This is a genomic window from Flavobacterium panacis (genome assembly GCF_024649945.1).
In the GTDB taxonomy this organism is placed as follows: Bacteria; Bacteroidota; Bacteroidia; order Flavobacteriales; family Flavobacteriaceae; genus Flavobacterium; species Flavobacterium panacis.
Window position 1 is genome coordinate 1,054,450 of sequence record NZ_JANKMS010000001.1, and the last position, 14,266, is coordinate 1,068,715.

16 protein-coding genes are annotated in these 14,266 nt (G+C 33.2%); 12 read left to right on the forward strand and 4 right to left on the reverse strand.

What is annotated here, in order from left to right:
- The 7 genes from NQQ59_RS04505 (at position 1) to NQQ59_RS04535 (ending at position 5,984) form a co-directional block, all read left to right on the forward strand.
- Positions 1-384, forward strand: a complete 384-nt coding sequence (locus tag NQQ59_RS04505; RefSeq protein ID WP_144214301.1) for a hypothetical protein — start codon at positions 1-3, stop codon at positions 382-384.
- 88 nt (positions 385-472) lie between these two features.
- Entirely contained in the window at positions 473-1,336 is an 864-nt protein-coding gene (locus NQQ59_RS04510; RefSeq protein WP_144214303.1) for a mechanosensitive ion channel family protein, read from the forward strand.
- A 4-nt stretch (positions 1,337-1,340) separates the two neighbouring features.
- Positions 1,341-2,183 (forward strand): maleylpyruvate isomerase N-terminal domain-containing protein, encoded by an 843-nt coding sequence (locus NQQ59_RS04515; protein ID WP_222104876.1) that lies wholly within the window; start codon positions 1,341-1,343, stop codon positions 2,181-2,183.
- Positions 2,184-2,288: 105 nt separating this feature from the next.
- Positions 2,289-3,278, forward strand: a complete 990-nt coding sequence (locus NQQ59_RS04520; protein WP_144214305.1) for an alpha/beta fold hydrolase — start codon at positions 2,289-2,291, stop codon at positions 3,276-3,278.
- A 126-nt stretch (positions 3,279-3,404) separates the two neighbouring features.
- Positions 3,405-3,794, forward strand: a complete 390-nt coding sequence (locus NQQ59_RS04525) for a DUF1398 domain-containing protein (RefSeq protein WP_144214307.1) — start codon at positions 3,405-3,407, stop codon at positions 3,792-3,794.
- Positions 3,795-3,803: 9 nt separating this feature from the next.
- On the forward strand, positions 3,804-4,658 hold the full coding sequence (locus tag NQQ59_RS04530; protein ID WP_144214309.1) for a sulfurtransferase: 855 nt from the start codon (positions 3,804-3,806) through the stop codon (positions 4,656-4,658).
- Between the two features lie 87 nt (positions 4,659-4,745).
- Positions 4,746-5,984 (forward strand): ATP-binding cassette domain-containing protein, encoded by a 1,239-nt coding sequence (locus NQQ59_RS04535; protein ID WP_144214310.1) that lies wholly within the window; start codon positions 4,746-4,748, stop codon positions 5,982-5,984.
- Between the two features lie 137 nt (positions 5,985-6,121).
- Here NQQ59_RS04535 and NQQ59_RS04540 read toward each other — a convergent pair whose 3' ends face one another.
- Both NQQ59_RS04540 and NQQ59_RS04545 read right to left on the reverse strand, forming a co-directional pair.
- Entirely contained in the window at positions 6,122-7,165 is a 1,044-nt protein-coding gene (locus NQQ59_RS04540) for an RluA family pseudouridine synthase (RefSeq protein WP_144214312.1), read from the reverse strand.
- Positions 7,155-7,775 (reverse strand): PASTA domain-containing protein, encoded by a 621-nt coding sequence (locus tag NQQ59_RS04545; RefSeq protein WP_144214314.1) that lies wholly within the window; start codon positions 7,773-7,775, stop codon positions 7,155-7,157. The genes NQQ59_RS04540 and NQQ59_RS04545 overlap by 11 nt, the downstream gene beginning before the upstream one ends.
- 321 nt (positions 7,776-8,096) lie before the next feature.
- Here NQQ59_RS04545 and NQQ59_RS04550 point away from each other — a divergent pair, with 321 nt between their 5' ends.
- The 5 genes from NQQ59_RS04550 to NQQ59_RS04570 all read left to right on the forward strand — a co-directional run bounded on the left by NQQ59_RS04550 (position 8,097) and on the right by NQQ59_RS04570 (position 11,702).
- The gene (locus NQQ59_RS04550) at positions 8,097-9,068 is read left to right on the forward strand and encodes a D-alanine--D-alanine ligase (RefSeq protein WP_144214316.1); all 972 of its coding nucleotides are present in this window, start codon (positions 8,097-8,099) and stop codon (positions 9,066-9,068) included.
- Between the two features lie 173 nt (positions 9,069-9,241).
- On the forward strand, positions 9,242-9,934 hold the full coding sequence (locus NQQ59_RS04555; protein WP_144214318.1) for a DUF421 domain-containing protein: 693 nt from the start codon (positions 9,242-9,244) through the stop codon (positions 9,932-9,934).
- 120 nt (positions 9,935-10,054) lie between these two features.
- Entirely contained in the window at positions 10,055-10,513 is a 459-nt protein-coding gene (coaD, locus tag NQQ59_RS04560; protein WP_026729362.1) for a pantetheine-phosphate adenylyltransferase, read from the forward strand.
- 192 nt (positions 10,514-10,705) lie between these two features.
- On the forward strand, positions 10,706-11,035 hold the full coding sequence (locus NQQ59_RS04565; RefSeq protein ID WP_144214320.1) for a hypothetical protein: 330 nt from the start codon (positions 10,706-10,708) through the stop codon (positions 11,033-11,035).
- Between the two features lie 88 nt (positions 11,036-11,123).
- Positions 11,124-11,702: a PhnA domain-containing protein gene (locus NQQ59_RS04570; RefSeq protein ID WP_144214322.1), complete on the forward strand. Its 579-nt coding sequence runs from the start codon at positions 11,124-11,126 to the stop codon at positions 11,700-11,702.
- Positions 11,703-12,099: 397 nt separating this feature from the next.
- Here the strand turns inward: NQQ59_RS04570 and NQQ59_RS04575 are convergent, their stop codons facing one another.
- Together NQQ59_RS04575 and NQQ59_RS04580 are read right to left on the reverse strand one after the other, a co-directional pair.
- On the reverse strand, positions 12,100-12,543 hold the full coding sequence (locus NQQ59_RS04575) for a hypothetical protein (protein ID WP_113678277.1): 444 nt from the start codon (positions 12,541-12,543) through the stop codon (positions 12,100-12,102).
- Positions 12,544-12,707: 164 nt separating this feature from the next.
- Positions 12,708-14,069: a DEAD/DEAH box helicase gene (locus NQQ59_RS04580; RefSeq protein ID WP_144214324.1), complete on the reverse strand. Its 1,362-nt coding sequence runs from the start codon at positions 14,067-14,069 to the stop codon at positions 12,708-12,710.
- Positions 14,070-14,266 lie beyond the last annotated feature (197 nt).

Genomic DNA, 14,266 nt, shown 5'->3' on the forward strand with positions numbered 1-14,266 from the left:
ATGAAATATTCGATCACATATTTATTCTTTCTGTTTCTTTTTCTGAGTTGTGAATCATCTTTTAAAACTCCAAAAGAAACTGTTGTTGCTTATATAGCTGCTACAAATCGCTTTGACATAAAAAATGCAGAAAAACTACTAATTCCAACTCCAGCAAACAAACTCAATCTGGAAACGCTTAAAAAGATGGAAAAAAGTCTTCCTGATGATCAGAAAGCTAGATTTTTGAATAAAGAAAAAAATGCCGAATATTTTGAAAAAACAATAACAGATTCGACTGCCCAAATTATAGTTACTCCAAATCAAGAGGTAGTTTTTACTATGGAATTTAATCTGAAGAAAGTAAATAACAAATGGCTAATCGAATCTGTTATCTCTCATTAAAATTGTACATTTTACGCCACATAATGAATTTTAATAAAACATAGAAGCTTAGCATCTTAGAAACTCAGAAGCTAAAAAAAACAACCTTATGATTGATTATATAAAAGATTTTAGAATCGGTATTTTTATTACCATAATTGCTATTGTAACTATTCTTCTAGGTGCATTAACAGACCGTATTCTTCGTTATTTTTTATATCGCAAACTAAGCAACAAAGAATATGATGCGACGGGATTTAGGTTTTTAAAACATTTAGTCATAACTGTAATTTACATTTTGGGTTTTGCCTTTGCTTTAATTCAAATCCCCGAATTTAAAATCATTGGACATTCTTTTTTAGCTGGTGCAGGAGTTATTTCGCTTGTTGCTGGTTTGGCTTCACAACAAGCACTGAGTAATATTGTGAGTGGTATTTTTTTAGTGATTTTCAAACCTTTTAAAATCAATGATAAAATCACAATCAACAACTTTGTTGGAACGGTTGAAGATATCAACCTAAGACAAGTTGTTTTAAAAGATGCCGAAAATAACCGAATTATAATTCCTAATTCTGTCATAAGTGCGCAAATTATTGTCAACACCAATATGCACGATACCAAATGCTGCAAAATAATCGAAATTGGAATTGGTTACGAATCTGATCTAGAAAAAGCATTAGAAATAATGAAAGAAGAAATCGCCAAACATCCATTATTTATTGATACTCGAACTGCTGAAGCTAAAAAAGAAAAAACACCTTTGGTAATTGCACGCGTCGTGGCTCTGGCTGACTCCAGCGTTACTTTAAAAGCATGGGCTTGGGCCAAAAATTCTACCGACGGATTTGTGATGTACTGTGATTTATTGCAAAGTATAAAAAAGAAATTTGACGAAAATAATATTGACATTCCATATCCACAGCGTGTTATTACTTTAAAAAACAGCGATTTTAAAAGTTCAGATCAAAAATAATATCATGAAAATTTCAGAAAGAAATCCAATTCAGACTTCACACCTCTTTCCTGTTCTGGATCAGTTATTACTTGATCTTTTAAAATCATTAACAGAAGAAGAATGGCAGAAACAAACCGTTGCAAAAAAATGGCTAGTCAAAGATATTGCGTCTCATTTATTAGATGGAAATCTGAGAACATTATCTATTTCGAGAGATAAATACTTTGGAGAAATTCCTGAAAATATAAATTCATACAGCGATTTAATCAATTTTTTAAATCAGCTGAATATGACTTGGACAAATGCTACAAAAAGATTGAGTCCAGCTGTCTTAATCAATTTATTAGAATCCACCGGAAAAGAGTTTTGCGAACATATACAATCTTTAAATCCGTTAGAAAATGCTGTTTTTTCTGTTGCTTGGGCTGGCGAAGAAACTTCGTTAAACTGGTTTCATATTGCCCGTGAATACACCGAAAAATTCCTGCATCAACAACAAATTAGAGACGCTGTTGGAAAACAGGCACTTTTTACTAAAGAATTATTTTATCCATTTATAAATACCTTCGCTCAAGCTTTACCTCATACTTACAGAGAAACAAAAGCTCCAGTAAATACCATTGTAACCTTGATTGTCAATACAGAAATTGGCGGACAATGGAGTATTATCAAAAAAGAAAACGATTGGCAATTTGTAGATTCTTTTGAAGAAAAGGCAACTTCAATTATAAAAATTAATCCACAAGATGCTTGGCTTTTATTTTCCAAAGGAATGACGCCAAATGATGCATTAGAAAAAGTAGAAATTACAGGAAATGAAGATCTTGGCAGAATAGCCTTGAACATTATTGCTGTAATGGCTTAATTTTTAACTCAATCGCTATTTTGAGATAACTTTCAGTCTGTATTTTTTGGTTTTAAAAATGCATAGCGGTAATTTTATAATTCTTAATAAAAAAACCGTTTCTAGATGAAAACCTTAAAACTCCTTATACTTTTATTACCTGTTTTTGGTTTGGCACAAGAACAGAAAATCAAGCAATTAGATATTAATTTAACGAATTACGAATATCCGTTTCCGGTTCAGTTTTTAGAATTGAGTAATCAGAGGCAAACTTTGAAAATGGCTTATATGGATATTAAGCCTGATAATTACAACAATAAAAACATTCTACTGTTTCACGGAAAAAATTTCAACGGTGCTTATTGGGAAACGACTATAAAAGCATTAACAAAAGAAGGTTTTAGAGTAATTGTTCCCGATCAAATTGGCTTTGGAAAATCGACAAAACCAGATAATTTTCAATATACTTTTCAGCAATTAGCAGAAAACACCAAAAAACTTTTAGATCATTTCGGAATCGAAAAAACAACTGTTTTAGGTCATTCTATGGGCGGAATGCTGGCAAGTCGTTTTGCTCTGATGTATCCTCAAACTACTGAAAAATTAGTTTTAGAAAATCCGATTGGGTTGGAAGACTGGAAATTAATCGTTCCTTACAAACCAGTTGACTGGTGGTACGAATCGGAATTAAAACAAAATTACGAAGGCATAAAAAAATACCAAATGGCGAATTATTACGACGGAAAATGGAACGCCGATTATCAAAAATGGGCAGAATTAGGAGCTGGCTGGACAACCGCTCCAGATTATAATAAAGTCGCCTGGAATTCGGCTCTTCTGTACGATATGATTTTCACACAGCCCGTTTTGTATGAATTCAAAAACATCAAAAGTCCGACACTTTTAATAATTGGAACGAGAGATAAAACGGCTTTAGGAAAACCTCTTGTTGCTGCAGAAGTACAAAAAACAATGGGAAATTATGCCGAATTAGGCAAAACAACTCAAAAGGCAATTCCAAACTCTAAATTGGTCGAAATTCCAAATACAGGACATTTGCCACATATTGAATCTTTTGATTCGTTTATAAAAGCATTAATCGTATTTTTGAAATAAAAACTTTTTTGATTTGCTACGAATTACACCAATTTATACGAATTAATTTTTCTTGAATTAAACAAAAATTAGTGCTAATTCGTGTAATTCGTGGCAAAAAAAACGAACTTAAAACTATATAAAATTATGTTTACAATAGAACAAATAAAAGAAGCACATTCGAAAGTAAAATCTGGAGCAGATTTTCCAAATTATATTCAGGATCTAATCATTTTAGGTGTAAAAGGTTATGACACTTACGTGAAAGACGGAAGTGTTGTGTATTATGGATTAAATAATTACACGGCAGAAGCAGAAGAAAAATATCCTGAAATAAAAGTAGCCGATTTTCCAAACAAAGAACTTTTTATAGAAAATCTGGTAAAACATCAGCATGGCGAAACCGATTATATGACTTTCTGTAATCATTGTGCGCAAGCAGGAATTGCAAAATGGCGCGTTGATATCGTAGAAATGACTTGTACCTATTTTGATAAATCTGAAAATGAGATTTTGATTGAAAAAATTCCAAGCTAAAAGTTAAAAATGGCTACTGCAATTTCTCCCTTGATTACCGCACAAGAATTAATTGAAGTCAATTCAGATTCTGCAATCATTTTACTTGATGCTCGAGCTGGTGCAAACACTTTTGAAAATTATCAAAAAGAACATTTAAAAGGCGCTCGTTTTGTTGATTTAAATCGTGATTTGGCATCTATTCCAGAAAATCCCACAAATGGCGGAAGACATCCTTTGCCTTCTCCCGAAGAATTTGCAAAAACACTTTCAACTTTAGGAATTTCGCCTACAGATCATATTGTAGTTTATGATGATAAAAATGGCTCAAACTTCGCAGCCAGATTCTGGTGGATGATGCGTGCCATTGGACATGAGAAAATTCAGGTTTTAAATGGCGGTTATCAAACGGCAATTCAAGCTGGTTTTCCAACAAATTCTGGAAACGAGACTTTTGAAAAAACAGCATATCCTTCGCAAAAATGGGAATTGGCTTTAGCCGATATAAATGAAGTCGAAAAAGCCCGTAAAAACGATCAAAACATTGTAATTGATGTTCGAGACAAAAACAGATTTGACGGACTGACAGAACTCTTGGATTTAATTGCTGGTCATATTCCTGGAGCAATCAATGTTCCGTTAACTGAAAATTTAGATGAAAACGGGCTCTTTAAATCTTCTGAAGAATTAGCCCAAAAATATAAATCTATAATTGGAGATAAAAAAGACGAAAACATAATCATACATTGCGGATCTGGAGTTACGGCCTGCCATACGTTATTAGCAATGGATTACGCTGGACTTCCAATCCCGAAACTCTATGTGGGTTCTTGGAGCGAATGGTCTCGTAATGACCGCGAAATGGCAACAAAAAAATCAGAATAAAACCTTATTTAGCAACAGATTAAAAAGATTAATCTTTGGAACCTTATTAATCTTTGGCTAAAAAAATATTCAAAATTCAACAATACAATGCAACACTGGGATATACTTTTATCAAATCAGGTAAACAAAAAAAAACTAATAGACAACATATTAAATGGCGAAGCAACTGGAGAATTAGCCGTTTTTAACAATCAAAAAGGAATTCTTTTCTCAGATATTTCAATTGAGAAATTCATCGAAAAAGAATTTCAATATGACAGCGTTGAAGCTTCAACTTCAAACAGACAATTACGAACTTTTTCTTCGGGCGAACGTAAAAAAGAGTTCTTAAAATACTGTATCAACCAAAAACCAGATTTCATCATTTTTGATAATCCTTTTGATCATTTAGATCAGGCTTCGAGAGTAGTTTTAGCTGATTCCTTAAAAGATCTGACGAATGATATTGCGATTATTCAGCTTTTAAATCGTACCGTTGATGTACTTGAATTTGTCCCTAATAAAGCTCAAATCAAAGACAACACATTCGAACTGCATCCATTTGTCAAAAGCGAAAGTCATTTCAAAACATTAAATACAACTGCTATTCCAAAAGCAACCGAAGTGTATATGTTTCCAGAAAACACACTAATTAGACTGGAAAATGTTTCTGTAAGTTATGATGAAAGAAAGATTCTTGACAACATTTCATGGACAATAAAACAAGGCGAATTCTGGCAGTTAATTGGTCCAAACGGTTCTGGGAAAAGTACTATTTTATCTTTAGTTACAGGAGATAATCCGAAAGGTTTTGGGCAAGATTTATTCCTATTCGGAAGAAAAAAAGGAACTGGAGAAAGCGTCTGGGACATCAAAAAACAAATCGGAATCTACACAACCGCAATGATGGATTTGTTTCAAAAAGGCCATACTTTAGAACAAATGATATTATCAGGATTCTTTGACCAAATCGGACTTTACACAGAACCTACAACACATCAAAAAAATATTGTAACGCAATGGCTGGAAGTAATCGAAATGGCACATTTGCGTAAAAAACGTTTCATTGATCTTTCCGTCGGACAACAGAGAGTCGGACTAATTGTTCGTGCCGTTTTAAAACATCCACCATTATTAATTCTAGACGAACCTGTAGAAGGATTAGACGACGAAAACGTAGATTTGGTAATTCAACTAATCAATACCATCAAACAAGAAACAAATGTATCTATTCTCTATGTTTCCCACCGAATAGAACAAGGTCTTGCTCCTACTTCTGTTTTCGAACTTTTACCATCGGAAACTGGATCAATCGGAAAAATAAAATATCATTCAGAATCAAATTAAAAAAAAAATAGAAAATGTGGCAATTAGAAAATTTGATAATGTGTAAAATTCAAAATAAAAAATGCTCCTTATAGGAGCATTTTTTATTTTATTTCATTCAAGAAATTATCTAATTTTCAAATTGACACATTATCTAATTAATTCTCTTCATCGGTATTATGCGACTTCACATAATTCTGCCATTTCTCGATACAATCTTTAAAATCCTGAGGTAGTTCTGTATCAAAACGCATCAATTCACCAGTATTCGGATGAATAAATCCAAGCGTTTTAGCATGCAGCGCCTGACGAGGTAAAGCTTTAAAACAGTTTTCTATAAATTGTTTGTACTTTGTAAAAGTCGTTCCTTTCAAAATCAAGTGGCCTCCGTAACGTTCATCGTTAAACAACGGATGTCCAATATGTTTCATGTGTGCACGAATCTGGTGTGTTCTTCCTGTTTCTAGTTTACAAGAAATAAGCGTCACATAACCAAAACGTTCCAAAACTTTATAATGTGTAATGGCAGGTTTACCTATTTCAGGATCATCAAAAACCGCCATTTGCATACGGTCTTTCAAATGTCTTGCAAGGTTTCCTTCAATTGTACCGCTGTCTGCCACTACATTTCCCCAAACAAGAGCAATATACTCACGTTCGGTTGTTTTAGCCTCAAATTGCTTTGCTAAATGCGTCATAGCGGCTTCTGTTTTGGCTACAACCAAAAGACCAGAAGTATCTTTATCAATTCGATGCACCAAACCTGGGCGTTCACTTGAGTTCATTGGCAGATTATCAAAATGATGTGCCAAAGCGTTTACCAAAGTTCCGGTATAATTTCCGTGACCCGGATGCACAACCATTCCAGGCTCTTTATTAATCAACAAAAGGGCATCGTCTTCATAAACAATATTCAACGGAATATCTTCAGGAAGAATATGATTTTCAAATGGTGGATGCGACAACATAACCGTTATCACATCAAAAGGTTTTACTTTATAATTTGATTTTACCGGAATATCATTTACAAAAATGTTTCCATTAGTCGCCGCATTCTGAATTTTATTTCTTGTGGCATTCGGAATCAAATACATTAAATATTTGTCAATACGCAAAAACGCTTGACCTTTTGGGACTTCAAATCTGTAATGTTCGAATAATTCGTCTTCCAGATCTAAATTTTCTTCAATATTATTGTTCATCTTGTGGGTTTTCTACAGGCGCCGCAGTACTATCTGTCGCCTGGCTTTCATCTACATAACTCGCTTTTCCGTCTCCTAAAACCAAGTCGATTTTAGACGCTTTCAAAACGCGGTCTCCTACTTTTAAGTTTCTACCTTTCAAACGCATTTCCAAAACCATATCTTTTCCAAGATTCGGAATATACGTAATCGTTCCGAGCTCAAGACCTAACGCCTTTAAAGTTGGCACAGCCTCACGGTATGTTTTTTCAATTAAATCAGGAATTTTAACTGATGAAAAACCTGATGCATTAATTTTAATGTATATTTTTCTTCCCACTTTTACCTTTGTTCCAGGAAGTGGATCTTGCTCAACAACACTATATTTAGGGAATTCACTTCTGTAATCAACACTGTCTAATAGAACATAATCTAAATCCAGTTCGTCTAATTTTTGTTCTACTTGCTCCTCAGTTAGTTTTGATAAATTCGGAACAGCAATTTCATGTCCATGATCAGTTGTAAAAGTCAACCAATGCATAAATAAATAACCAATAACTGCAATAATCGCAGCGGCAGCAAGCAATTGTAGAAAAAAAACTCGGCTTGTTAAATACTGACGTAAACTCATAAATTTATTTTTAGTAGCGACAAAGATAAAGTATTTCGTTTCAAAAAAAATGATAATTTTGTTTAAAACAGAGATCTCTTGGAATTTGGACTCAAGCGATAGCGAACAGGCGAAGCAATTTCAAAATTTGATTTTTTATTTTTCAGGAGCTGATTCCTGCTATCCGCTATATCTTTTATGGTGAACCCCACCATAAAAGGATGTCGCTTCTATCAGGGCTAGGGCACTCGGTTTCATAAGAACGAATAATTTAAACAATTCGTACAGAAACTTGAAACATTAAACTTAAAACAATTAAAAATTAAAAAATAAAAACATACAATGAAAAACATTGCCATCATCATGGGCGGCTATTCTAGCGAATATAAAATTTCCTTAATCAGTGGAAATGTCGTTTATCAATATCTTGACAAAACAAAATACAACGGATTCCGTATTCACATTTTTAAAGAAAAATGGGTTTACGTAGACCAAAACGATGCCGAATTTCCAATTGATAGAAATGACTTCTCTGTAACTGTAAACGGAGAAAAAATAACATTTGACTGTGTTTTCAATGCCATTCACGGAACTCCGGGTGAAGACGGATTAATGCAGGCTTATTTCGAATTAATCGGTCTACCACAATCTTCTTGCGATTATTACCAATCGGCTTTAACATTCAACAAAAGAGATTTATTGTCTGTTTTAAAACCATACGGAATCAAAACAGCTATTTCTTATTATTTGAATAAAGGAGATAAAATTAACACTCAAGAAATCATAGAAAAAGTTGGACTTCCTTGTTTCGTAAAACCAAACAAAGCAGGTTCTAGTTTCGGAATCTCAAAAGTAAAAACAGAAGCTGAACTTCCTATTGCAATTGAAGTAGCTTACAAAGAAGACAACGAAATTATCATTGAAAGTTTCCTTGACGGAACTGAAGTTTCTGTTGGAGTAATTAATTATCAAGGCGAAATCAAAGTTTTGCCAATTACAGAAATTGTATCAGAAAATGATTTCTTTGATTATGAAGCAAAATACGAAGGGAAATCGCAAGAAATAACACCAGCGAGAATCTCTGACGAAATGACTAAAAAAGTAAGCGAAACAGCAAAACGTGCTTACGAAGTTCTAAAAATGAAAGGTTTCTCAAGAAGTGAATTCATTATTGTAAACGATGAACCACACATGCTTGAAATGAACACGATTCCAGGTTTAACAACAGAAAGTTTGATTCCGCAACAAGCAAAAGCAGCCGGAATTTCTCTGGAAGATTTATTTACAAATGCAATTGAGTTAGCTCTTGCTTAAAAAAGATACTAAGGTTCTGAGTTTCTAAGACACTAAGATTTCAGAACCTTATTTTTTTTGAGTTGCTGGTTTATCAAAATTCACAGAAAAGTACAACTTACGACATGGAAATTTAAATACATCTTTGATATTAAAACTTAGTACCTTAGATAACTAACTTTAGTAATAAAAAAATGAAACAAATTTTCGAGTGGGAAAGACTTCTTTTTAATAATCTACCAGAGAGCTTTATTTTTGAAGTAATATTTCGTTCAACCATAATGTTTATTATTCTTTTACTGACTCTTAAACTGGCAGGAAAAAGAGGCGTAAAACAGTTATCTATTTTTGAAACCGTAATTATAATTGCATTAGGTTCTGCCGCCGGCGACCCGATGTTTTATGAAGATGTTGGAATTATTCCTGCAGCGATTGTTTTTACTACGATAATTATTTTATATCGATCTGTAACCTGGCTGACAGGAAAAAGTAAAAAGTTTGAAGAATTTATAGAAGGCAAAACCGAATGTTTAATCAATGATGGAAAGTTTTCTGTTTCTACTTTCAGAAAAGAAAGTTTGGCTCAGGATGAGTTTTTCGCAGAATTGCGTATCAAATCGATTGAACATTTAGGACAAGTCAAACATGCTTTTATAGAAACCAGCGGTGAAATAAGTGTTTTTTACTACGAAGACAAAGAGGTTGGATACGGATTACCTATTCTGCCTTCTTTATTTTATGCAAAAAGCAAATTCATTCCTACTGACGGTTTTTATTCTTGCAGTTTCTGCGGAAATACAGAAGAACAAAAAGCAGGAACAGCAAATTGTAAAGTCTGTAAAAAAGACGAATGGGTTGAGTCTATTAACACGAAGAGAATAACGTAAGGGGAAATTCTAAAAAATAAATTCAAAATATCAATATCAATATCAATATCAAAATTCAATTTTAGTAGCAGTTTAAAAACTTAGCAACTTAGAATCTCAAAACCTTAGAACCTCAAAAAAATGAGAAAAGCCATATTCCCAGGATCATTTGACCCCATTACTTTAGGACACGAAGACATTATCAAAAGAGGAATTCCTTTGTTTGATGAAATTGTAATTGCCATTGGTGTCAATGCCGAAAAAAAATACATGTTTTCATTAGAAGAGAGAAAACGCTTTATTGAAGAAACTTTCAAAGACGAACCAAAAGTTTCAGTTATTACTTATGAAGGTCTAACAATTGATCTTGCTAAAAAAGAAAAAGCCAATTTCATTTTAAGAGGTTTACGCAACCCAGCCGATTTTGAATTCGAAAAAGCAATCGCTCACACTAACAGAAAACTTTCTAAAATAGAAACAGTATTCTTATTAACGGCTGCAAGTACTTCATTTATCAGTTCCAGCATTGTACGCGATGTATTGCGTCATGGAGGTGAATATGAAATGTTGGTTCCTGATGCAGTAAGAGTTAAGAAATAAATTATTCTGTTATATATGAAATTCAACAAAATAGTAATCTGTTTACTAATTTTCAGCTTATTTGGCTGCACTACTAAAAGTAATTTTTCAAAAAACAACCTTAATCAAGAGTTTTTTAAAGATAAGACAGTCGTATTTTCAGTTAATGAAAATAGTGTCAAAAGCATAAAGAAAACTGGCCCAAGGGCAGGAATGGAAAGGCGACCAGATATCATCGAAACTTTCAACGAATCTGTTTCAGAATTGGCTAAAGAAACCAAAATAAATTTAAAAGTAAAATATTTCAAAAATCAAGCAGTTAATGATGCTAACATTAATGTGGATGCTGAAATAACGGACATTACTTGGATGTTTGATTTGTCATCTGCAACAATGGTATCGACTATTAACTATAAAATTGGAGATAAAGTTTATAAAAAAATTGGTCTTTACAAGAATATGTCGGGCGGTTCTGAGAAAAGAAACTTAATTAGATCTTTAAAAACTGCACATTATTCTCTTTTACAAGAATTACAAAAATAAACTGTATTCTTTAAAGGAAACACTTTAAACATAATTTGCAATGCTTATCAATTATAAGTAATTTCGCATTTTAAAACAAACAATAATAATGAGCATCGAGAGAGAATTAAGCAAACGAAGCGGATCTAAATGTGAGCTTTGTGGTGCTGAAGAAAATTTAAAAGTTTATCAGGTTCTGCCAACTAGAAAAGGTGGTCTTGATGAAGCTATATTAGCCTGTAATACCTGTATTGACCAAATTGAAAATCCAGACAATGTCGATTTAAATCACTGGAGATGCCTTAACGACAGCATGTGGAATGAAAATATTCCGGTACAAGTTGTCGCATGGAGAATGTTAAGCCGTTTGCGTTCTGCAGGATGGCCACAAGAATTGCTTGACATGATGTATTTAGAAGAAGATACCTTAGAATGGGCAAAAGCAACTGGAGAAGGCGAAGATGACGAAAACAAATTAGTTCACCGCGACAGTAACGGTGTAGTACTACAACACGGAGATTCTGTAGTTTTAATCAAAGATCTTAAAGTAAAAGGATCAAGTATGGTAGCCAAACAAGGTACTGCTGTTAGAAACATCCGTTTAGACCACGAAAACGCCGAATACATTGAAGGAAAAGTTGATGGTCAGCAAATCGTGATTATTACACAGTACGTGAAGAAAATATAATTTTTGAGGGACAAAGTAACAAAGGCTCAAAGGGACAAAGGTTTCTTGGAATACTTCTTATTATAACCGCAAAGAACATAATCCCGATAGCTATTGGGAAAATAAAAGTTCGCAAAGTTTTATTTAAAGCTTTGCGAACTTTTCGCTTTTTAAAAGGTTGTAAACAAAAAACTTAGCTTCCGATAACTATCGGGGTTGCAGTAAAACTATATACAAAGTATGTCAAACTTGAAGCTTTTTTCCACTAAAACCAAACCTTTGCCTCTTTGTTACTCTGAACCTTTGAACCTAAAAACAAAAAAGCCGTTCAATTAAGAACAGCTTTTTCTTTATATATAATAGACAAAGATTAAAACTTTGTCCCTTTGTTACTTTGTCCCTTTGAACCTCAAAAAAACTATTTTTGAAATAATTTATTGATTTGATCTTTTACGAATGGCTCAGAAACGTTGTTTGTTGCTGCGTCTCTTTCTTTACCAGAAACCATAAACTGAACTGTTGCTTTGTCTGGAACCACATTTCCTGTGTAGTGCAACCAAATGTAGTTGTTAGGCAACTCTAATTTGATATCGTACAATGGAGAAGCTGTAAATCCGCCCATGATAATACTGTATAAAGAGTTGTAAGCATTATCGATGTTTTTAAATGAAAATTTTCTCAAAGTCGAGTCATCATCACTTTGAACGATAGTGTAATACACAGTGTATTCGTCACCAATTTTCTGAATGTAGTTGTTATTTACTTTTCCTAATTTTTCTACAGGAACAGTTTCTAAAACCTTAACCTGTGCAAACGAAACAAAAGTAAAAAACAATGCGGCAAGAGTAATAATCTTTTTCATAATAGTATTTGGGGTTTACAATTTTACGAACACAAAAAAACATAGAAATATTGAAAAAACACCTATCAAACCATTATTTTTTTAACATAAAATTGTAAAACTTACCTACTATTTCATAAAAACCTGAAATACAAACAGATAAGAGAAATTTTCTAATCTAAATTTTAGTATTTCCCTCTTTTCTCCTCTTCTACTTTTTTGATGACATTTCGGGCAACTTCAATTTTGAACTTCTTGCCTTTCATTTTTTCATCTTTGATATTTTTCAGAAGATCCTTTACTTTATTATACTTTACCGCAGCAAACGAAACGAAATCTTTTACTTCGATTAATCCTAAATCGTCTTTTTCTAATTTTCCTTTTTGAGAAAAGAAACCTACGATATCAAATTTGTTCAGTTTGGTTTTCTTTCCACCACTAATATAAATGGTTTGAAACTGTGGAGGTTTTGGTAAAGAAACATTTCCGTCAACATTCAAAACTTCCATTTCATAATCAATGTAGTCTAATTCTTTTTCACTTTCGTGAATGATAATATAGGCGGTTCCAGTTGCCTGCATACGCGCTGTACGGCCGTTTCTATGTGTAAATTCATCTTCCTTTAAAGGCAAATGATAATGAATAACATGTTTCATTTCCGGAATATCCAAACCTCTTGCAGCCAAATCGGTTGTGACTAAATAAGTAACACTTCCATTTCGAAACTGAATCAAAGCGCGTTCGCGTTCTTCCTGATCCATTCCGCCATGATAATACACCGAATAAATTCCTTTTTCGTTTAATGTATCACTAATACGTTCTGCAGCATCACGATGATTACAGAAAATAATAGCCGACTCTGATTTTAAAGAACAAATCAAATTGAATAAACTCTGCAATTTATCTTTCGCTGGTGAAACCACCATTTTCATAGAAAGATTGGTCTTTTCTTCTTCTTCAGGAAGAAAATCCAAAACAGTCGGATTTACAACTCTTGTATATTTTGGAATTTCAATATCTGAAGTCGCCGAAACCAAAACTCGTTTGTTTACTTTCGATAATCTCCCGATTATAAAAGACATTTGTTCGTGAAAACCAAGTTGAAGCGATTTGTCAAACTCGTCTAAAATTAAAGTCTGAATTTTATCTGTTCTAAAACTATCTCTATCGATATGATCAGCAATTCTTCCTGGCGTTCCAATTAAGACCGCCGGCGGATTGCTTAAATTTTTGATTTCAGTATCAATTGAATGTCCACCGTAACAAATGTTTACTTTGTATTGCGTACCCATTTTTTTCCAAACTTGTTCAATCTGTAATCCAAGTTCGCGAGACGGAACCAAAATTAAACACTGAACCGATAAAATTTCAGGTTGCAATAATTCTAAAACCGGAAGTAAAAATGCTAGAGTTTTTCCAGATCCAGTTGGAGAAAGTAATAAAGTATTGTTTTCATTCAAAATAGCATCATGTGCCATTTCCTGCATTTCATTCAGGCTCTGAATTCCTAAATTCGAAAGTATATCGTTGGAATGGTGTTTTTTCATTTTGCAAAAGTAGTTAAAAGGTTTTACGTTTCAGGCTTTCTCCGTTTTAAGTTGTTTAACAGTAAGATTTCCTCTCTCGCAGATTTTGCAGATTTTGCAGATTTTGCAGATTTTTTTATTCAAATATTCACAATTTAATCTGCTCAATCTGCGAGAAAAAAATAACCACAATGCATATCAATCCAAAACTCAAAACC

What these genes read in the sequence shown, in the direction of transcription:
- NQQ59_RS04575 (WP_113678277.1), bottom strand. Translation starts at nt 12,543, where the DNA reads ATGAAAAAGATTATTACTCTTGCCGCATTGTTTTTTACTTTTGTTTCG.
- NQQ59_RS04570 (WP_144214322.1), top strand. Translation starts at nt 11,124, where the DNA reads ATGAGCATCGAGAGAGAATTAAGCAAACGAAGCGGATCTAAATGTGAG.
- NQQ59_RS04550 (WP_144214316.1), top strand. Translation starts at nt 8,097, where the DNA reads ATGAAAAACATTGCCATCATCATGGGCGGCTATTCTAGCGAATATAAA.
- NQQ59_RS04545 (WP_144214314.1), bottom strand. Translation starts at nt 7,775, where the DNA reads ATGAGTTTACGTCAGTATTTAACAAGCCGAGTTTTTTTTCTACAATTG.
- NQQ59_RS04555 (WP_144214318.1), top strand. Translation starts at nt 9,242, where the DNA reads ATGAAACAAATTTTCGAGTGGGAAAGACTTCTTTTTAATAATCTACCA.
- NQQ59_RS04510 (WP_144214303.1), top strand. Translation starts at nt 473, where the DNA reads ATGATTGATTATATAAAAGATTTTAGAATCGGTATTTTTATTACCATA.
- coaD (WP_026729362.1), top strand. Translation starts at nt 10,055, where the DNA reads ATGAGAAAAGCCATATTCCCAGGATCATTTGACCCCATTACTTTAGGA.
- NQQ59_RS04540 (WP_144214312.1), bottom strand. Translation starts at nt 7,165, where the DNA reads ATGAACAATAATATTGAAGAAAATTTAGATCTGGAAGACGAATTATTC.
- NQQ59_RS04505 (WP_144214301.1), top strand. Translation starts at nt 1, where the DNA reads ATGAAATATTCGATCACATATTTATTCTTTCTGTTTCTTTTTCTGAGT.
- NQQ59_RS04520 (WP_144214305.1), top strand. Translation starts at nt 2,289, where the DNA reads ATGAAAACCTTAAAACTCCTTATACTTTTATTACCTGTTTTTGGTTTG.
- NQQ59_RS04515 (WP_222104876.1), top strand. Translation starts at nt 1,341, where the DNA reads ATGAAAATTTCAGAAAGAAATCCAATTCAGACTTCACACCTCTTTCCT.
- NQQ59_RS04530 (WP_144214309.1), top strand. Translation starts at nt 3,804, where the DNA reads ATGGCTACTGCAATTTCTCCCTTGATTACCGCACAAGAATTAATTGAA.
- NQQ59_RS04565 (WP_144214320.1), top strand. Translation starts at nt 10,706, where the DNA reads ATGGAAAGGCGACCAGATATCATCGAAACTTTCAACGAATCTGTTTCA.
- NQQ59_RS04535 (WP_144214310.1), top strand. Translation starts at nt 4,746, where the DNA reads ATGCAACACTGGGATATACTTTTATCAAATCAGGTAAACAAAAAAAAA.
- NQQ59_RS04580 (WP_144214324.1), bottom strand. Translation starts at nt 14,069, where the DNA reads ATGAAAAAACACCATTCCAACGATATACTTTCGAATTTAGGAATTCAG.
- NQQ59_RS04525 (WP_144214307.1), top strand. Translation starts at nt 3,405, where the DNA reads ATGTTTACAATAGAACAAATAAAAGAAGCACATTCGAAAGTAAAATCT.